19 protein-coding genes are annotated in these 18,765 nt (G+C 67.4%); 13 read left to right on the top strand and 6 right to left on the bottom strand.

Features of this window, described 5'->3' with window-relative positions; translation table 11 throughout:
- Positions 1-218: 218 nt before the first annotated feature.
- The 3 genes from OCH239_RS06700 to OCH239_RS06710 all read left to right on the top strand — a co-directional run bounded on the left by OCH239_RS06700 (position 219) and on the right by OCH239_RS06710 (position 5,199).
- On the top strand, positions 219-1,397 hold the full coding sequence (locus tag OCH239_RS06700; RefSeq protein ID WP_037260184.1) for an aminotransferase class I/II-fold pyridoxal phosphate-dependent enzyme: 1,179 nt from the start codon (positions 219-221) through the stop codon (positions 1,395-1,397).
- Positions 1,398-1,436: 39 nt separating this feature from the next.
- Positions 1,437-4,493, top strand: coding sequence for a DNA translocase FtsK (locus OCH239_RS06705; RefSeq protein ID WP_037260187.1), 3,057 nt, complete (start codon positions 1,437-1,439; stop codon positions 4,491-4,493).
- A 109-nt stretch (positions 4,494-4,602) separates the two neighbouring features.
- On the top strand, positions 4,603-5,199 hold the full coding sequence (locus OCH239_RS06710; RefSeq protein WP_037260189.1) for a hypothetical protein: 597 nt from the start codon (positions 4,603-4,605) through the stop codon (positions 5,197-5,199).
- Positions 5,200-5,220: 21 nt separating this feature from the next.
- Here the strand turns inward: OCH239_RS06710 and OCH239_RS06715 are convergent, their stop codons facing one another.
- On the bottom strand, positions 5,221-5,676 hold the full coding sequence (locus OCH239_RS06715; RefSeq protein ID WP_037260191.1) for a GNAT family N-acetyltransferase: 456 nt from the start codon (positions 5,674-5,676) through the stop codon (positions 5,221-5,223).
- An 87-nt stretch (positions 5,677-5,763) separates the two neighbouring features.
- Between OCH239_RS06715 and OCH239_RS06720 the strand changes: the two genes are divergently transcribed.
- The 8 genes from OCH239_RS06720 (at position 5,764) to OCH239_RS06755 (ending at position 12,147) form a co-directional block, all read left to right on the top strand.
- Complete coding sequence (locus OCH239_RS06720) at positions 5,764-6,396, top strand: exopolysaccharide biosynthesis protein (RefSeq protein WP_084782240.1); 633 nt, start codon at positions 5,764-5,766, stop codon at positions 6,394-6,396.
- A 70-nt stretch (positions 6,397-6,466) separates the two neighbouring features.
- Complete coding sequence (locus OCH239_RS06725; RefSeq protein WP_037260195.1) at positions 6,467-7,063, top strand: LolA family protein; 597 nt, start codon at positions 6,467-6,469, stop codon at positions 7,061-7,063.
- A gap of 107 nt (positions 7,064-7,170) precedes the next feature.
- Positions 7,171-8,094, top strand: a complete 924-nt coding sequence (locus OCH239_RS06730; RefSeq protein ID WP_037260197.1) for a manganese-dependent inorganic pyrophosphatase — start codon at positions 7,171-7,173, stop codon at positions 8,092-8,094.
- A 77-nt stretch (positions 8,095-8,171) separates the two neighbouring features.
- Positions 8,172-9,044 (top strand): TIGR01459 family HAD-type hydrolase, encoded by an 873-nt coding sequence (locus OCH239_RS06735; protein ID WP_037260200.1) that lies wholly within the window; start codon positions 8,172-8,174, stop codon positions 9,042-9,044.
- Positions 9,045-9,152: 108 nt separating this feature from the next.
- On the top strand, positions 9,153-9,596 hold the full coding sequence (locus OCH239_RS06740) for a MaoC family dehydratase (protein WP_037260424.1): 444 nt from the start codon (positions 9,153-9,155) through the stop codon (positions 9,594-9,596).
- A 79-nt stretch (positions 9,597-9,675) separates the two neighbouring features.
- Complete coding sequence (locus tag OCH239_RS06745) at positions 9,676-10,608, top strand: bifunctional riboflavin kinase/FAD synthetase (RefSeq protein WP_037260202.1); 933 nt, start codon at positions 9,676-9,678, stop codon at positions 10,606-10,608.
- Positions 10,605-11,075, top strand: a complete 471-nt coding sequence (locus tag OCH239_RS06750; protein WP_037260204.1) for a YcgN family cysteine cluster protein — start codon at positions 10,605-10,607, stop codon at positions 11,073-11,075. Before OCH239_RS06745 ends, OCH239_RS06750 begins: the two co-directional genes overlap by 4 nt.
- Positions 11,076-11,103: 28 nt before the next feature.
- Positions 11,104-12,147 (top strand): threonine aldolase family protein, encoded by a 1,044-nt coding sequence (locus OCH239_RS06755; RefSeq protein ID WP_037260206.1) that lies wholly within the window; start codon positions 11,104-11,106, stop codon positions 12,145-12,147.
- A gap of 57 nt (positions 12,148-12,204) precedes the next feature.
- Here the strand turns inward: OCH239_RS06755 and hspQ are convergent, their stop codons facing one another.
- Positions 12,205-12,531, bottom strand: a complete 327-nt coding sequence (gene hspQ, locus OCH239_RS06760) for a heat shock protein HspQ (RefSeq protein ID WP_037260208.1) — start codon at positions 12,529-12,531, stop codon at positions 12,205-12,207.
- Between the two features lie 266 nt (positions 12,532-12,797).
- Here hspQ and OCH239_RS06765 point away from each other — a divergent pair, with 266 nt between their 5' ends.
- Complete coding sequence (locus OCH239_RS06765; protein ID WP_037260210.1) at positions 12,798-13,382, top strand: transglycosylase SLT domain-containing protein; 585 nt, start codon at positions 12,798-12,800, stop codon at positions 13,380-13,382.
- A 54-nt stretch (positions 13,383-13,436) separates the two neighbouring features.
- On the opposite strand, the gene OCH239_RS06770 is transcribed toward OCH239_RS06765, so the two are convergent.
- From OCH239_RS06770 to OCH239_RS06780, 3 genes are all read right to left on the bottom strand, one after another.
- Positions 13,437-14,090: a YggS family pyridoxal phosphate-dependent enzyme gene (locus tag OCH239_RS06770; RefSeq protein ID WP_037260213.1), complete on the bottom strand. Its 654-nt coding sequence runs from the start codon at positions 14,088-14,090 to the stop codon at positions 13,437-13,439.
- A complete protein-coding gene (locus OCH239_RS06775; RefSeq protein ID WP_037260215.1) occupies positions 14,081-15,556 on the bottom strand; it encodes a tetratricopeptide repeat-containing sulfotransferase family protein in 1,476 nt (491 codons plus the stop codon). The genes OCH239_RS06770 and OCH239_RS06775 overlap by 10 nt, the downstream gene beginning before the upstream one ends.
- Before the next feature lie 102 nt (positions 15,557-15,658).
- Positions 15,659-16,693: a porin gene (locus tag OCH239_RS06780; protein WP_037260217.1), complete on the bottom strand. Its 1,035-nt coding sequence runs from the start codon at positions 16,691-16,693 to the stop codon at positions 15,659-15,661.
- A 284-nt stretch (positions 16,694-16,977) separates the two neighbouring features.
- Between OCH239_RS06780 and OCH239_RS06785 the strand changes: the two genes are divergently transcribed.
- Entirely contained in the window at positions 16,978-17,472 is a 495-nt protein-coding gene (locus OCH239_RS06785) for a DUF3576 domain-containing protein (protein WP_037260219.1), read from the top strand.
- A gap of 19 nt (positions 17,473-17,491) precedes the next feature.
- On the opposite strand, the gene OCH239_RS06790 is transcribed toward OCH239_RS06785, so the two are convergent.
- Positions 17,492-18,751: a glycosyltransferase gene (locus OCH239_RS06790; RefSeq protein ID WP_037260221.1), complete on the bottom strand. Its 1,260-nt coding sequence runs from the start codon at positions 18,749-18,751 to the stop codon at positions 17,492-17,494.
- Between the last annotated feature and the right edge of the window lie 14 nt (positions 18,752-18,765).

Consider the following 18,765-nt stretch of genomic DNA (forward strand, 5'->3'; position numbering starts at 1 on the left):
GTGACGCCAGCCACGCCGCGCGGCCGGAGCGGGGCAGGGGGTCTAGGCCCCTGCAATCAGTTAATTTTTCCTTGGCTATGTCCTTCATCGGACATGCGTCTTCTCGGTCACAGCGTGTCCCTGCTGCACCTCTAAGCTGGACGCGGCGGCCTTCTGTCCTCTATCTTCGCCATAATGACGGGGCTAAAAAGACCCCGCGACCCGAGGCAGTTTCATCGATGTTTCCCGAGCGGTTCTCACACCTCCCGGCCTATGCGTTTCCGCGTTTGCGCGCGCTTCTCGACGTGCATCCGGCGGGCGGCCCGCCTGTGCACATGACCATCGGCGAGCCGAAGCACGCGTTTCCTGCATGGATCACCGACATCATCACCCGCGAATCGGCCGGCTTCGGGCGCTACCCCACGAACGAGGGCACGCCCGAGCTTCTGGGCGCGATCGCCGACTGGGCGCAGCGCCGCTACGGCGTCACGCTCGATCCGGACACGCAGCTCATGGCGCTCAACGGCACGCGCGAGGGGCTCTACAACGCCGCGATGGCGCTCTGCCCCGAGACGAAGAACGGCCAGCGCCCGGCGATCCTGTCGCCGAACCCGTTCTATCAAGTCTACGCCGTGGCCGCGCTTTCGGTCGGGGCGGAGCCCGTCTTCGTCAATGCCACCGAGACGACCGGGCACCTGCCGGATTACGGTAGCCTCGACGCGGCGACGCTCGACCGGACGGCGCTCGCCTATATCTGCTCGCCCGCGAATCCGCAGGGTGCGGTGGCGGACAGCGCCTATTGGCGGAACCTCATCGCGCTGGCCGAACGGCACGATTTCCGCATCCTTGCGGACGAATGCTATTCCGAGATCTGGCGCACGGAGCCGCCCGTGGGGGCGCTCGAGGTGGCGCAGGAGATGGGCGCCGATCCCGAGCGGGTCGTCGTCTTCCATTCGCTCTCGAAGCGCTCGAACCTGCCGGGGCTGCGTTCGGGCTTCGTCGCGGGCGGGCCGGACTGCATCGCGCGGATCCGGCAGCTTCGCAATTATGCGGGTGCGCCGCTGCCGCTGCCGCTGCAGAACGCGGCCGCGGCGGTCTGGGCCGACGAGGCGCATGTGAACGAGAACCGCGCGCTCTATGCCGAGAAATACGCCGATGCCGACCGCATCCTCGGGCATGTGCCCGGCTACCGCAGCCCCGAGGCGGGGTTCTTCCTGTGGCTGCCGGTCGAGGATGGCGAGGCGGCGGCGCTGAAGCTCTGGCGCGAGACAGGGGTGCGCGTTCTGCCCGGCGCGTATCTGTCGAGGGACACCGAAGCGGGCAATCCGGGCAAGGGGTACATCCGCGTGGCGCTGGTGGCGCCGCGCGAGGAGGCGGCGGACGGGCTGGAAAAGCTTGCCGCCTGCCTCTTTCCGTAAGAGCAGAACAAAGCGACAAGACCGATCAAGAGGCGGAGCATGGCATATCAGGCGCGGGGGCGGGACCCTCTCTTCGACACCGACATGGCGAACGCGCTGGAGCGGCGCGGCAAGGAGCTTCTGGGGCTCGCGCTGGTCGTCGTCGGCCTGATGCTGGCCGCGATGATCGGCACCTACACACCCGAGGATCCGTCGTGGATGTCGTCGACCGACGCGCCGGTGCAGAACGCGCTCGGGCGGATCGGCGCGGCGATCGCGGCGCCTCTCTTCATGATCTTCGGGGCCGGCAACTGGGTCCTCCCCGCGGTCCTGATCGCCTGGGGCGTCCGCTTCGTCGCCCACAAGGGTGAGGAACGGGCGATCTCGCGCCTCATCTTCTCGCCGATCTGGTGGGCGCTTGCCGCGGTCTATGCGGCCGGCATCAATGCCGGGCCGGACTGGACTCATTCCTTCGGCCTCGGTGGTCTCTTCGGCGACGTGGCGATGGGGACCGCACTCAACATCCTTCCGTTCTCCGCGGGCCTCAGCCTCAAGGTCGCGACGCTGCTCGCCGGTCTCGGCGTCCTGGCGCTCGGTGCCTTCGTGCTCGGCTTCACCCGGGCCGAGCTGCAGAGCGGCGCGCGCTTTGCGCTCCTCGGTCTCGTGATGACTTACGTCGCGATCATGAAAGTCGCGGGCCGCGGCGCGACCGGCGCCGTGCGCCGGGCGCAGACCATGCAGGCCGCCCATTCCGAACGCCGGGACCGTCGCCGCAGCGAAGCCGCCGAGAACGCCGCCTGGGCCGAGACGCAAGGACTGGCTGCCGCGCCGCGGGTCCGCCGCTCCCACGTTGTCGAGGACGAAGAGCCGCTGGTCGAGGACGACGACGGGCCCCAGGCGCCGCGGGGCGGGCTTTTCGCCCGGATGCCGTCGCTTCTGCGGAAGCCGGAGCCCGACCGGGACGATGCGCTCCTGGACGAGTACGATCTCGGCGACGACGCGCCGGAAGGCCAGGGCGACGACCGCGTGCGCGCCAAGATCTCGGACGCGATCCGCGCCCGCCTTCACCAGACGCCCGAGGTCCGCGCGCCGCTGACCAAGGGCCGCGGGCGCCGGCCCGCTCCGCTCATCGCCGATACCGGGCCACGCGGCGGGCGCGCGGAGCCGCCGCTGACCGCCCGCGATGCCGCCGAGAGCCGTCGCGAGCCGCCGCTCACCGCAAGCCGGGGGGCATCCGCGCGCTACGCGCCGCAGGCGGAACCCGCGCGCGAACAGGGCATCTATGTCGAGGCGCCGGATGACGAAGACGCCGAGACGTGGTCCGTGCCGGATCCCGCGGAAATGCGGACGGCCGCTCCGCTGCGCAAGGTCGGAGCGCCGAAGCCCGCCGCGCCCGCGATCCCCGAGACGCTGGACGACGATGATCCCTCGATCTTCGGCGATTGGGACGACGAGACGGCGCAGATCGAGACCGAGCGCCCCGCCTCCCAGCCGCGGAAGGTCGTGCAGCCGCAAGCGCCGAAGCCGGTGATGCGCTCGAAGCGCGCGCAGGCAGAGGCCGAGCCGCGGATGGAGTTCGACGGAGGCGAGGATACCGACGCGTTCGAGTTGCCGCCGCTGTCGCTCCTGATGAGCCCCGACCGCATCCAGCGCCATCACCTGAGCGACGAGGCGCTGGAAGAGAACGCGCGGATGCTCGAGAACGTGCTCGACGATTACGGCGTGAAGGGGGAGATCGTCTCGGTCCGCCCCGGCCCCGTCGTCACCATGTACGAGCTCGAACCCGCGCCGGGTCTCAAGGCCTCGCGCGTCATCGGCCTCTCCGACGACATCGCGCGGTCGATGTCTGCGCTCTCGGCCCGGGTCTCGACCGTGCCGGGGCGCTCGGTCATCGGCATCGAGCTTCCCAATGACAACCGCGAGATGGTGTCGTTCCGCGAGATCCTGTCGAGCCGCGAATACGGTGATGGCAATGCCAAGCTGCCGCTCGCGCTCGGCAAGGATATCGGCGGCGATCCGATCGTCACCAACCTCGCCAAGATGCCGCACCTGCTGATCGCGGGGACGACCGGCTCGGGCAAGTCGGTGGCGATCAACACGATGATCCTGTCGCTGCTCTACAAGCTCAGTCCCGACGAGCTGCGGCTCGTGATGATCGACCCCAAGATGCTCGAACTGTCGGTCTATGACGGCATCCCGCACCTGCTGTCGCCCGTGGTGACGGATCCCAAGAAGGCGGTCGTCGCGCTCAAATGGGTCGTCGGCGAGATGGAGGACCGCTACCGCAAGATGTCCAAGATGGGCGTGCGGAACATCGACGGCTACAACGCCCGGGTCGAGGATGCGCTCGGCAAGGGCGAGATGTTCAGCCGCACCGTGCAGACCGGTTTCGACGACGAGACCGGCGATCCCGTCTTCGAGACCGAGGAGATCGAGCCCAAACGCATGCCCTACATCGTCGTCATCGTCGACGAGATGGCGGACCTGATGATGGTCGCGGGCAAGGAGATCGAGGCCTGCATCCAGCGGCTTGCGCAGATGGCGCGGGCCTCCGGCATCCACCTCATCATGGCGACGCAGCGTCCGTCGGTCGACGTGATCACCGGCACGATCAAGGCGAACTTCCCGACCCGGATCTCCTTCCAGGTGACGTCGAAGATCGACAGCCGCACAATCCTCGGCGAGCAGGGAGCCGAGCAGCTCCTCGGCATGGGCGACATGCTCTATATGGCGGGCGGGGCCAAGATCACCCGCTGCCACGGGCCGTTCTGCTCGGACGAGGAGGTCGAGGAGGTGGTGAACCATCTCAAGGCCTTCGGCCCGCCAGATTACGTGGGCGGCGTCGTCGAGGGACCCGAGGACGAGAAGGCCGGCGACATCGACGCGGTGCTCGGCCTCAACACCGGGGGCAATACCGGCGGCGAGGATGCGCTCTACGATCAGGCGGTGGCGATCGTCATCAAGGACCGCAAGTGCTCGACCTCCTACATCCAGCGCAAGCTCGGCATCGGCTACAACAAGGCCGCGCGTCTCGTGGAGCAGATGGAGGACGAGAACGTCGTCTCGGCGGCGAACCACGTCGGCAAGCGCGAGATCCTGGTGCCGGAGCAGCAGTGACGCGGCACTTTGGACTCAGCGCCGCCCCCGAGCGGCGCTAGACTGCCTCCCGGCGGTCCGGGGCGCGCGGTTGCGCTCCGGATGTCCCGCCCTGGGAGGTATCAGGAACATGAGCTTTGCGAGATTGATCGGGGCCGCGGCGCTCCTGATCGCGAGCGGCGCTTTGGCGGCCGATCATCCCGAGGAGGTGGCGCGCGAGGCGTGTCTCTCCGAACTCGGCGGTGGCGGATCGATCATCCTGTCGAGCTTTTCCGAGGCCGGGACCGAGGTGATCCTCGAGGACGCGACCGGGACCGTCTGGCGCTGCATCGGCTACCGCGACGGCGCCGTCGGTCTCTTTGAGCGGGCGACGGCAGAGCAGGAGGCCGCCGCGCGCAGCGCTCCGAAGCTGGAGGATTTTCAGGAAGAGATCCGCTTTGCCCCCGGCTCCAGCGGCACCGTTCTGACGCGCGCGCTCGGCCCTGGCGGGGCGTTCCAATTCCTGCTGGATGCCCGCGATGGGCAGACGCTCCGCGTCCGGCTGACGCCGGGGTCGGGGGAGGTGTATTACATCATCCGCAATCCGGACGACTCGATCCTCTCGGGCGGCACCGATGCTGGCACGGCATACGAGGGCAGGCTCGTGCAGACAGGTGAGCATGTCATTGAGGTCGTGAACCAGACCTCGGAGACCGTCGACTACGAGCTCGCCGTGACGATCGAATGAGGCCCCGGGCCCGCCACGCGACTAGAGCGCCAGCCGTTTCAGCACGCGGCCGTCCCGCTCCTCTATCGTGCTGAAGCCCATCGCCTCGTAATAGGCGAGCCCGAGCGCGTTGTCGGCGCCGATGGTCGCGACGATGCCGGGCAGTGCGGCCTCCCGCGCGAGGGGCAGGGTCCGAGCCAGCAGCGACCGCGCGATGCCGCGCCGCTCTGCTTCGGGATGCACATGCGTGCCGATGGAGCCCTCGCCCGGCGTGATTCCCCATTCGTTGCCCTCCTGCATGCGCGAGAGAACCTGAAGGCCGATCACGGCGCCTGCCTCCTCGGCGATGAGGCAGGATATGCCCTGCGGATTGCCGATATAGCTCTCGCGCACGAAGGCCTCGTCCGATGGTCGGGTGCGCAGACCGGCCTCGGTCAGCGCGGTCAGCATGGCCGAAATGGCGGCGGCGTCATCCGGGCGGGCGGGTCTGATATTCATGAAGCTCTCCGAAGGTCCGGTCGTTTCCGCCAAGGTGACGCTGCGCCCGCCCGGGAACAAGCCGTCCCGAGGCGACGTTCCGGCACCATGTCGGCCGACGCCTCCATTTCCGATACGTCCCGATCCGCGCCGCGTCGCCGCGCCGTAGAAGGCGTGCTCGACCGCCTCGAACAGCGCGTGGAGGAGGGCGAGAGCAGCAGCGTCAGCCTCGGCCATGTCGTCGAGGCGATCGGCGACCGCGGCTTCGGGCCGGTCTTCCTCGCCCTCTCGCTTCTGGTGATCAGCCCCTTCGGCGGCATTCCGACGATCCCGACGATCTTCGCCGCGATCCTGGGGCTCTTCGCCGCGCAGATGCTCTGGGGAAAGCGCAGTCTCTGGGTGCCCCGGATGTTCGCCCGCCGCGAGATGCGGGGCGATCACCTCTGCAAAGGCGTGCGGTGGATGCGCCCCGTCGCGAAGCGCATGGATCGTTGGTTCGGGCGCCGCTTCGTAGCGCTCACCTCGGACGCGGCCCGACGCGTCGCGGCGCTCGTCATCATCGCGCTCTGCGTGATGGTTCCGCCGCTCGAGCTCATACCCTTCGCCGCCGCCATCCCGATGGCAGGCATCGCGCTTTTCGGCCTTGCGATCACGGTGCGGGACGGGCTCGTGATGGTCGCGGCCTTCACTGCCTCGGGCGCCGCCTTGATCGGCGGTCCGTGGCTGCTTTTATCGCAATGAAGCGTGGCGATATCGCATAGCCGCGTCCGGCCTGCCACATCGGTAGTCGAACCACCAAGGAGACCCCTACATGCGTGCAGCACCCTTTCTCGTCGCCGCAATCCTGAGCGTCGTCACGGCCCTGCCGGCCGCCGCCCAGAAGCTCTCGCTCGGCGAGATCTCGAACTACCTCAACGGCATCACCTCCGCGGCGAGCCCGTTCACGCAGGTCAACGACGACGGCTCGATCTCCAAGGGCACGGTCTACATCCAGCGCCCCGGCAAGGTGCGCTTCGAATACGCGCCTCCCGAGCAATCGCTCGTGATCGCCAACAACGGCACGGTCGTGGTCTTCGACCGCAAGGTGAACGCCGCGCCCGAGACCTATCCGCTCAGCCAGACGCCGCTGTCGATCATCCTCGACCGGAACGTCAATCTCGGCCGCGCCGGCATGGTCACGCGCCACGATTACGACGGCACCGCGACGATCGTGACGGCGCAGGATCCGCGCAATCCGCAATACGGCTCGATCCAGATGAAGTTCACCGGCAACCCGGTGGAGCTGCGCCAGTGGGTCATCAACGACAGCAACGGCAGCAGCACGACCGTGGTGCTTGGCGGGCTCAGCCAGCAGCAGGTCAGTTCGGGCAAGTTCAACATCCGCGGCGAGATCGCGGCCCGGGACTGACCGGCAGGGCGCCGCCGGATGCGCGCCCCGAGAGCGACGGGAGCGGGTGACATCGCCCGTTCCCGCATCTATAGCTCGGCCGCAAATCTAGACGCGACGAGGATTCAATGACCATCCAGGTTTTCGGACACAAGTCCCCCGACACCGACAGCACCGGCAGCCCCATCGCCTGGGCGTGGTACCTGTCCAACATCCGCGGCGAGGACGCAAAGCCCGTCCTTCTCGGCGAGCCCAACACCGAAGCCGCGTTCATGCTCGAGCGCTGGGGTCTCGAGAAGCCCGAGATCATCTCCGACGTCGAGGCCGGCGCGCCGGTCGTGATCGTCGACACCAACAACCCCGCCGAGCTGCCGGCCTCGGTCAACAAGGCCGACATCCGCGGCATCGTCGACCACCACAAGCTCGTGGGCGGGCTCGAGACCAAGGGTCCGATCGAGATCCGGGTGGAGCCGCTCGCCTGCACCGCGACCATTCTCTACAAGATGATGGGTGACGACATCGCGCAGGCGCCGAAAGGCGTGAAGGGCGCGATGCTGAGCTGCATCCTGTCGGACACGCTCGCCTTCCGCTCGCCCACGACGACGCAGGAAGACAAGGCCATCGCCCATGCGCTGGCCGAAGAGCTGGGCGTTGATGTCGAAGGCTACGCCGAGGAGATGTTCGCGGCGAAATCCGACGTCTCGGCCTTCTCGGATGCCGAGCTCCTGCGGATGGATTCCAAGGAATACGAGGTCGACGGCACCAAGCTGCGCGTTTCGGTTCTCGAGACCACGACGCCGGCGCAGATCCTCGAGCGCAAGGACAGCCTCAAGGAGAGCATGAAGAGCGTCGCGGCCGAGGACGGCGCCGATGAGGTGCTCCTCTTCATCGTCGACATCCTCAAGGAAGAGGCGACGCTGATCGTTCCCAACGAGCGCGTGAAGGGCATTGCCGAGGCGAGCTTCGAGAAGTCGGTCGAGGGCGACACGCTTCTCCTCCCCGGCGTCATGAGCCGCAAGAAGCAGATCATGCCGGTCCTCAAGGCCGCCTGAGCGCGTCACGTTCGATGCCCCTCTCCCCGGTCCGGGGGAGGGGCTTTTCATGTCTGTCCAACCCGAAGGCCGCGCCCATGACCCGGATCGTCTCCGCCCTCTCCGAGATCGCCGCGAGCTACGAGGCGCTCTTCGTCGACCTCTGGGGCTGCGTGCATAACGGCGTCACCGCCTATCCCGACGCCTGCGCCGCCTTGCAGGAGTATCGCAAGGGCGGCGGCCGGGTGGTGCTGCTGACCAACGCGCCGCGTCCGCGCACCAGCGTCGAGCAACAGATCACCCGCATGGGCGTGCCTGAAGACGCCTGGGACACGATCGCGACCTCGGGCGACAGTGCGCGCGCCGCGATGTTCCGGGGCGCGGTGGGCAACCGCGTCTGGTTCATGGGCGAGGACCACGACCAGAGCTTCTTCGAGCCGCTGCAGGTCGTCCACGACCCGGTGCCGATCGAGAAGGTGGAGCTCAAGGACGCGGAGGGCATCGTCTGCTGCGGGCCCTTCGATCCGCAGGCCGATCCCGCGACGCTGCGGCCGCAGCTGCTGCTCGCCAAGCAGAAGGGGCTGAAGCTGCTCTGCGCCAATCCCGACATCGTCGTCGACCGGGGCGACACGCGCGAATGGTGCGCCGGGGCGATCGCGCGTCTCTATTCCGAGATGGGGGGCGAGAGCCTCTATTTCGGCAAGCCGCATCCGCCGATCTACGATCTCGCCCGCCTGCGCCTTGCCGATCTCGGCGTCACGCCCGATGCCGACCGTCTGCTCGCCATCGGCGACGGGCCGCACACCGATATCGACGGCGCAATGGGCGAGGAGATCGATTCGCTCTTCATCACCGGCGGGCTCGCGGCGGCCGAGACGAAGACCGATGCCCAGCCCGACCCCGCCGCGCTCGAGGCCTATTGTGCCCGCGAGGCCATCGCGCCGACTTACGCCATCGGCTACCTGCGCTGAGGGCGCCCGCCGCGCACCCTTGCTTTTCTGCGTGCGCGAGGTAATAAAGTTGCGATTGGGCGCGCGTGTCGCGCCATTTGTTACCGGACGAGGCTCATGGGGGCGGACATGTTCGACAACCTCCCGCGCGGAACGATCTGCATCGAGGATATCGAGATGGGCATGACCCGCTCGCTTCAGAAGGTCGTGACCGACGAGGACATCGAGAAGTTCGCCGAGGTGTCGACCGACCGGAACCCGGTGCATCTCGACGACGAATACGCCCGCGACACGATCTTCGAGGGTCGCATCGCGCACGGCATGCTGACCGCGGGCCTCATCTCGGCGGTGATCGGAGAGCAGTTGCCCGGTCACGGCACGGTCTATATGGGACAGACGCTCAAGTTCCTCGGCCCCGTGCGCCCCGGCGACCGGGTCCATGCGGAGGTGACGGTGATCGAGATCGACATGGCCAAGCGCCGCGTGACGCTCGATTGCCACTGCTCCGTCGACGGCAAGAAGGTGCTCGTCGGCGAGGCCAAGGTGTTGGCCCCGTCGCGAAAGTTCGACTGACCGGCCCCGCCGCGGCGTTCTCGGCCCCGCAGGTCTGGACCCACTTGCACGCCCCGCGCCGCAGGTCTAACTCCGCCCCATGCGGATCCTGCGCGACCCCCGAGCTGTCCCCGAAGAGGCCCGCGGCGCCACCGCCGCGATCGGCAATTTCGACGGCGTCCATCTTGGCCACCGCGCGGTTATCGAGACGGCGCGCGCCGCCGCTCCGGACGCTCCGCTGGGGGTCGTCACCTTCGAGCCGCATCCCCGCGAGGTGTTCCGCCCGGACGATCCGCCGTTCCGCCTTACCGGGCCCGAAACCCGCGCCAACCGGCTGCGCAAGCTCGGCGTCGACTGGCTCTTCGAGATGCCCTTCGAGATGATCCGGCCGCTCTCGCCCGAGGCCTTCGCGCGCGAGATCCTGGGGGAGGGTCTGGGCCTCAGCCATGCGGTCACCGGCCCCGATTTTCGTTTCGGCAAGGATCGCGCGGGCACGGTGCAGGATCTCGGGCGCTTCGGGCAGCTCTTCGGTTTCGGCACGACCGAGGCGCCGGTGACCGAGGCAAGCGGACTGCGCATCTCCTCGACCGCGATCCGCACCGCCATCTCGGAAGGTCGTCCGCGCGATGCCGCGACACTCCTTGGTCACTGGCACCGGATCGACGGGCCGGTCCTGCACGGCGAGAAGCGGGGACGCGACCTCGGCTATCCGACCGCGAACATGTCGATCGAGGGGCTGCACCCGCCGCGCTTCGGCGTCTACGCGGTCAAGGTGGACGTGCTGACCGGCCCCCATGCGGGCACCTGGGACGGCGCGGCCTCTGTCGGGGTGAGGCCGATGTTCGGCGAGAACCAAGCGAATATCGAGACCTACCTCTTCGAATTCGAGGGCGACGTCTACGACACGCATCTCTCGGTCGCGCTGGTGGAATTCCTGCGACCCGAGGAGCGGTTCGACGGCGTCGAGACGCTGATCGCGCAGATGGGCGAGGATTGCGCCCGCGCCCGCGCCATCCTGTCGGAAACCGCATGACCGACCCGATCGACCGATCCGGCCTCGCCCCGCGCTTCTGGGAGACCAAGCGCCTTAAGGACATGTCGGGCGCCGAATGGGAGGCGCTCTGCGACGGTTGCGGCAAATGCTGCCTCAACAAGCTCGAGGACGAGGACACGGGCGAGGTGGCCCTGACGCGCGTCGCCTGCCGGCTCTTCGATGACAGCACCTGCCGCTGCTCAATGTACGAGACGCGCCATTCCTACGTGCCGGAATGCATCGTGCTGACCCCCAAGACGATTTCCGATCACGCCTACTGGCTGCCGCAGACCTGCGCCTATCGCCTGCTCTGGGAGGGGCGGGACCTCTACGACTGGCATCCGCTGATCTCGGGCACGCCCGACAGCGTGCACCGCGCCGGCGTGTCGATCCAGGGTGGCACCGTGTCCGAGGCGGCCATCGCCGAGGACGATTGGGAGGATCACATCATCGAGGAGCCGGTCTGAGGCCCCTCGCATCCCGAAAGGCAAACCGATGAACTTTGCGTCCGACAATGCCGGCCCCGCCCATCCGAACGTGATCGAGGCGCTGTCCCGCGCCAACGAGGCCCATGTCGCGGGCTACGGCGCCGACGAACTTACGGCCCGCGTTCGGCACCGGATCCGCCATCTCTTCGAGGCGCCGGAGGCGGCGGTGGAACTGGTCGCGACCGGCACGGCGGCCAACAGCCTCGCGCTCGCGACGCTCTGCCAGCCGTTCCAGACGGTCTTCTGCTCGACAACGGGCCACATCCACGAGGACGAGTGCAACGCTCCCGAATTCTACACCGGCGGCGCCAAGCTCACGCTCGTGCCGGGCGGCGACAAGATGGACGCGGGCGCGCTGAGGGACACCATCGCCGCCGAGGAGAGCCGCGGCGTGCACGGGCCGATGCGCGGGCCGGTCTCGATCACCCAGATCACCGAGCGCGGCAACCTCTATGCGCTGGACGAGATCCGCGCGCTCACCGATGTCGCGCGGGAGTACGGCCTGCCCGTGCATCTCGACGGCGCGCGGTTCTCCAACGCCGTCGTCGCGCTCGGCTGCAGTCCGGCCGAGATGACGTGGAAGGCGGGCGTCGACGTCGCCGTCTTCGGCGGGACCAAGAACGGCCTGATGGGCGTCGAAGCTGTGATCTTCTTCGACCCCAAGGCGCATCGCGAATTCGAGTACCGCCGCAAGCGGGGCGGGCATCTCTTCTCGAAGTTCCGCTATCTCGCCGCGCAGATGGACGCCTATCTCGACGCCGATCTCTGGCACCGGCTCGCCGGCGAGGCCAATGCCCGCTGCGCCGAGCTGGCGCGCGGGCTCGAAGGAGTCGCCACGCTGCGCAACCGGCCGCAGGGCAACATGATCTTCGCCGACATGCCGGCGCGCGCGCACAAGGCACTGAAGGCGGCCGGCGCGGAATATTACCTATGGGAAGGCGATCTGGAAGCGGCCGGGGACGAGGACATGCTCACCGCCCGCCTCGTCTGCGACTGGTCGGTCTCGACCGAGGATGTCGCCCGGTTCTGCGAGATCGCGCGCAGCGCCTGACATGAAAAAGGCGGGGCCCGGCCCCGCCTTCGCATCAATCCGGAGCGCCGGCGCGCCTCAGTTCATCTGGAAGTGCAGCTCGTAGGAGCCGTCGGTGAAGGAGCCGAAGAGCTCCGAGATGTCGGGATGCTCCACCGGTTCTCCGGAATAATCGGCCACGAGGTTCTGCTCGGAGACGTAAGCCACGTAGAAGCTCTGGTCGTTCTCGGCGAGCAGGTGATAGAACGGCTGGTCCTTGACCGGCCGGTTCTCCTCCGGGATGGACTCGTACCATTCCTCGGTGTTCTGAAACTCGGGGTCGACGTCGAACACCACCCCGCGGAAGGGATGTTTGCGGTGACGGACCACCTGACCGAGATTGTACTTCGCACTTTGTGTCTGCATCGGCTTGACCCTCTACCTCTCGGACTCTAGCCCGAACGGCGTGTTCTTGTCCAATTTGTCGCCCTTGCGCTGCCGAAACACTGTGTCGCTCAGGCTCCGGTAGTCGACTCCCCCAACTGTCAGCGTCTTCATGTCGTTCCCATGTCGGCGATTTGCAACCGGCTTGCCGCAACGCGCGGCGAATTGTGATTTCGCCAAGGTTCGGTTTTCGCTACACTGGGTCAAAACCAAGAAAAAGACCACCGAGCAGTCAGAGCGAGAGGCAGATGAAGAAACCCCTTCGCGCCCTGGTCATCGTGCTGCTGGCCGCGAGTTGCGGCGGTGGAGGCTACAACGAACCTCCCCGCGCCAATCTCGACGACGCCTGCGCCATTGTCCGGGAGCGCCCGCAATATTACCGCGCCTTCAAGCAGGTTGAGCGCAAATGGGGCGTGCCCGTGCACGTCCAGATGGCGACAATCCATCAGGAATCGAAGTTCGACGGCGATGCACGGACACCGTTCCGCTATTCCCTCGGCGTCATTCCGATAGGCCGGCAAAGTTCGGCCTTCGGCTATTCCCAGGCCCTCGACGGCACCTGGAAGGAATACCAGGACCAGCAGGGCGGCCGCCGCACGCGGCGCGACCGGATCTACGATGCCACCGATTTCATGGGATGGTACATGCGCCAGACCCGTGACGATCTCGGCATATCGCTGTCGGATGCCCGCAACCAGTATCTCGCCTATCACGAGGGGCGGACGGGCTTCCGCCGCGGGTCCTACAACCAGAAAGCCTGGCTGGTGCGGGTCGCCGACAATGTCGACCAGCGCTCGCGGATGTACCAGGCGCAGCTGGTGCGCTGCCGCTGATCGAGAACGAAGGGCCGGAGCCTGCCGCTCCGGCCCTTTCGCATTGCGGTCGCCCTAGCTGTAGACGCGCTCGCCGAAGATGGCCGAGCCGACGCGGATATGGGTGGCGCCCTGCGCGATCGCCTCCTCGAAATCCCCCGACATGCCCATCGACAGGCCCTCGAGGCCGTTCCGGCGCGCGATCTTCTTCAGGAGCGCGAAGTGGAGGGACGGCGTCTCCTCGACCGGTGGGATGCACATGAGGCCTCGGACGGGCAGGTCGAGTTCGCGGCATTCGGCGATGAAGCTGTCGGCATCGGCGGGCATGATCCCCGCCTTCTGTTCCTCCTCGCCGGTATTCACCTGGAGGAAGAGGTCCGGGCATCGCCCCTCCTCCTGCGCGAGCCGGGCAAGTGTGCGTGCGATCTTCGGCCGGTCGACCGAATGGATCGCGTCGAAAAGCTCCACCGCCTTGCGCGCCTTGTTTGACTGGAGGGGGCCGACGAGATGCACCTCGGTCCCGGGATAGCGCGCGCGGAAGTCCGGCCACTTGCCCTCGGTCTCCTGAACGGTGTTCTCTCCGAAGAGCCTGTGCCCTTCTTTGAGGACGGCCTCGACACGGTCGTTCGGTTGCACCTTCGAGATCGCGATCAGCGCCACGTCCTCGGGCGTCCGGCCTGCTTCCTTGCAGGCCCTGGCGATGCGGTCACGGATGTCGCTCAATCCCACGGGCGGTCTCCCCAGGCGTCGATGAAGGGTTGCAGCTCGGTCTCGTAGCGCCGCCAGGCCTCTTTCCGGCCCGCATGGAGGGGCGCGCGAGCCTGGGCGACGCTGAGGGTCCTCACCGTGCTTTCGCTGCGGTGGAAGTCAAGGCTTTCGGGCGCGAAGTCGAGTCCTGCCGCGGCGGCGAGCTTCGGCGCGGTGGTGCCCGGGTCCGACACGAGATCCTCGTAGGTGATCTCGATCAACCGGTCCGGCAGCCGCTCGGCCCAGAACGCCATGCTGTCGCGATGCGCCTGGATCGACAGCGCGATGTCCCGCAGGTCGGTCGAGTAGCGGTGCGTGCCAGTGCGGAAATGGTTCTTGTAGATCGAGAGCGCGGTGTCCCGCGGATCGCGGCGGATCGACACGAAGCGCGCACCGGGCAGGGCGCGGGCGAGAAAGCCGATACAGAGATGCGACTGGATCGACTTGTCGGTGACGACGCCGCGCGCCGCCCCGGTATCGGCCCGGACGCGCGCGAGGTAATTGCGGCCGAGCGCCTGGAGGGCAGGGGGCCGCAGCTCCCTGAGTGGAGCGACCTTGTCCCCTTTCACGAAGCCCTGCCAGACGAGCTTCAGCGCATGGGCCAGCTCTCCTCCTGCCGTGACGCCGGGATGCGCGCCGAGGATGCGCTCGGCAAGGGTCGTGCCGGAGCGGGGCGGCCCGATGACGAAGACCGGGCGCGGGTCCGACATGCCGGGGAGGGGCGACAGGTCGGCATCGGCCTGCGCCGCGCGGAAGGCGGCGTGCTCGCGCAGGGTGGCCGCGTGATCGTAGGGCGCCGCGGCGCCCTGGAGGTCGTTGGCGGTATCGAGGTTGGCAAAGACCTCGCCGTGCCGGCCCATATCCTCGAGCGCCTTGGCCATGGCGAAATGTGCGTTGAGCCGAGACTGATCCGGGGCGTCGCTGCGCGCCAGCAGACGTTCGAGCCGCGGCAGAGTCGGATCGTCCTCGCTGACGCGGAGCGTCGCGTAGAGCGTCCGGTAGAGGACACCCTCGCACGGGTTCCTGTCGATGAGGTCTCGCACAAGCTCCTCGGCCTCGGCGAACCGACCGGTGTGCTGGAGGTAGAGTGCCTTGTCGGTGGCGGCGTGGAGCGGAGTTTTCGCAACGGCAATGCGCCTGTCATGCAGCGCGAGGACAGCCCCATGATCTCCCGCCACAGAATGCGCGGCGATGGCGGCGTCGAGCAGGGCGGGCTCCGACGGCTTCAGGGCCAACGCCCGGTCGGTAAAGCGTATCCGGGCTGCGGTGTCGCCGGCATAACCCGCGAGGCGGGCGAGCTGGACCGGGATCTCGGGTGATTTCGGAGCTTCCATGGCAAGGCGGGTGAGCATGGCGCGCGCCTCGTCCCAGCGACCGGCGTCGATCAGGCGCAGCGCCTCGCGGTAGCGGGCGTCAAGGTCGGCGGCATTCTGGGGGCGTGCGCGCATCGGCTTGCTCCTTGCTCGATGGCGAGGACTAGGCAAGGTCCGCACAAAAGAAAAGAGCGGGCGTTATGCCCGCTCTTCCCTGAAATCCGATCTCGGGAGAGATCAGAAGGACATCGACAGACCGATCGAGTAGGTGTCGAAGCCGTCGTCGTCGAACAGGTCGTCGTCGGCTTCGGTGTTGCCGTAGCCTGCCTGCATCTCGAGGCCGCCGCCGAAGTCATAGGAGGCTGCGAGGCCGTAGCCGGAAACCTCGTAGTCGTCCGACTCGTACTTGCCGTAGTTCACGCCGATCTCGAACTGGTTCATCTCGTAGCCGAGGCCCAGGCCGTAGTGATCGATCGAGTCATCGCTGAGGCCAGCAACGGTCACGACGTCATCTTCGAGGTTGGTCTTCGAGTAGGTCGCACCGAAGGACACGCCGCTGGCGAGGCCGGCGGTGGCCGCGATGCCGTAGGTGTCGGCGAAGTCGGAGATCGTCTGCCAGCCGAGGCCTGCCTCAACAGCAACGCCGGAGAAGTCGCCTGCGTAGGACACGCCGAGACCGTAGACCGAGTCACCGCTGTCGACGCCGAGGTAGTCGATGCCGTCGCCGTTGTTCAGCTGCTCAGCGGAGACCGAGAAGGTGAAGGCGGAGTAGCTGTAGTCGAAGCGAGCGATCTGACCGTCGCCGGCGCCGTCGAACGACAGACCGGAGTCGGTGCCGAGGAGGATGTGGCCGTCCTGGTCGTCGAAGCCGCCGTGTGCGGTTTCGTCATCTGCCAGCGAGCCGCCTGCGAGCGCCATTTCGGGCATCACGGCGTCCATTGCACCGTCGGTGTCACCCATGGTCAGGGTTGCGCCGCCGTACGACACGAACATGTTCTCGCCGCCCTGAACGTCGGGGCTTTCGAAACGGCCCGGCTCGCCGCGGTCGGCAGCTTCGTCGAGGTCGATCGTGGCGCCAAACGACAGGCCGTTGTCGGTTTCACCGGTCATGGTGAACGTCACGTCCAGGTCGGTGAAGAACTGGCTGTTGTCGTTGCCGTTGTCGAAGATACCCATCTCAGCGGAGCCGGAGAGCGCAACGCCGAGGTCCTGGGCCGATGCGACGCCTGCAGTTGCAACCAGGGCAGTGGATGCAAGAAGAATCTTTTTCATGTGTTCCCTCATGTGTCTTAAGGCACGTACCAATCCGGAAGCCCGGCCTTGATGGGATTGTCTATGCGCTGCGACCCCGGGGCCATGCAAGGCAGAGCCCCTGCGGCCACGGAACAAGCCATTTGATGATGCACAATTGCCACAAAGGGTTTTGGGGCGCCGGAGGGGGTTATACCCTGCCGACATGGCGCGGGCAGGCGGCTTGTCGCGGCGGTCCGGGGCTTGTAAGGACGGTAATCGGAACCACTGCTTGAGACCGGCACCGGCCGGCGGGAACGGGGACGATGACGAGCATTCGGGTGCGGACCATTCTGGGCCTTGCAGGCGCCGTGATCGTCGCGGCGTGCGGTGGCGAGGGCACACGCCCGCCGGTCGATACGCGCCCCGCGCAGGAGATCGCCGATCAGGAGATCTACGGCGAGCGCGGCCCGCCGCGATCCACGATCTGGGACGCCTTTCGCGGGCGGCAGGACCCCGCGGAGATCGGGTCGGTGAACCGCTACATCTGGAACGCCTCGCTCGAGACGCTGAGCTTCCTTCCGGTCGAGTCGGTCGATCCCTTCACCGGCGTGATCAGCACGGGCTACGGCACGCCCCCGGGCGGCGGCACCGCCTATCGCGCGACGATCTACGTGTCGGACCCGGCGCTCGACGCACGTTCGCTGAACGTCGCGCTGGCGACGCGGAGCGGTCCGGTGGCGGCCTCGACCGTGCGGGCGGTGGAGGACGCGATCCTCACCCGTGCCCGCCAGCTGCGCGCCTCCGACGACCGGTTCTGAGGCGATCTAGGCGCAGACTTCAGTCGCGCGGCGCGCGCGGCTCCATCCCGGCGAGTTCCTCCACCCAGGCGATCTGCCGGGGAAGGCAGACCGTCCTCAGGTCATAATGTTCGATGACATGCGCCCGCGCGGCGCGGCCGAGCCGCGCACGCGTCCCGGGATCGTCGAGCAGCGCGCAGAGCCGGTCGACCAGAGCGTCCCGGTCGAAGAAGTCCACCATCCACCCGGTCTCGTCCTCGCTCAGCACCTCGCGCACGGGCCGCGTGTCCGAGGCGAGGATCGCGCATTCGGCGCTCATCGCCTCGATCAGCGACCAGGACAGAACGAACGGGTAGGTCAGGTAGACGTGCACGCGGCTGACCTGCATCATCGCAAGGAAGCGCTCGTAGGGCACCCGCCCCAGAAAGTGCACGCGGCGCCAGTCGTCGTCCGCGATCTGCCCGCGCACCTCGTCGACGAAGATCTGCTTCCACGTCTTGCCGTCCGGCGCCTTGGCCCCGTAGCTGACCTCGTCGCCGCCGATCAGCACGACTTCAGCGTTCGGGCGCCGCCGCAGGATGTCCGGCAGCGCGCGCATGAAGACGTGATAGCCCCGATAGGGTTCGAGGTTGCGGTTGATGAAGGTCACGACCTCGTCCTCGCGGGTCAGCACGCGGCCATCCGTGACCTCGAGCCTGGCATCCGGATCGGGCTTCACCTGGTCGGTGAGAATGCCGTCATGGGCGACGGTTATCCGGTCCTGCCAGCTTTCCGGAAAGGTCGAGGCCTGGAACCGTGTCGGGCTGATGCCGGCATCCATGACCTCTTCGTGGAGCCGGTTGTTGAGGTTCTTGAGGCGGAGGCGCAGCCGGTCGGTCTCGGGCGGACGGGCATCGAACTCGGGATCGAAGCGGGTGAATTCCCCAGTCGTGAGGTGGTAGAGTTCGCAATAGAGCCCGAGCCGCGCCTCCGGCCACACATCCTTGAGAAAGAGGCTCTCGCCCCAGCCGTGATGGGCGAGGATGACGTCAGGCGCGAAGCCATCCTCCCGGAGCGCGAGCGCGCCCTGATAGCAGGACGTGCCGCGGAGCAGCTTGGTCTCGAAATCCTGCAGCCAGGGGTGGATGCCCTTCGTCGAGGCGCCGCGGATCCGGTAGGGCACGACCCTGACGCCGTTCCACGTCGCGGGCTTGTCGACCTTCGGCGTCAGCGCCACGACCTCGTGGCCGAGCCGCGCCAGCGCCGGCGCGAGATGCTTGTACTGTCCCGGAAAGTTCTGGTGGATGATGAGTATCTTCACGCGGTCCTCCGGCT

The organism is Roseivivax halodurans JCM 10272 (assembly GCF_000521785.1).
Classification (GTDB): domain Bacteria; phylum Pseudomonadota; class Alphaproteobacteria; order Rhodobacterales; family Rhodobacteraceae; genus Roseivivax; species Roseivivax halodurans.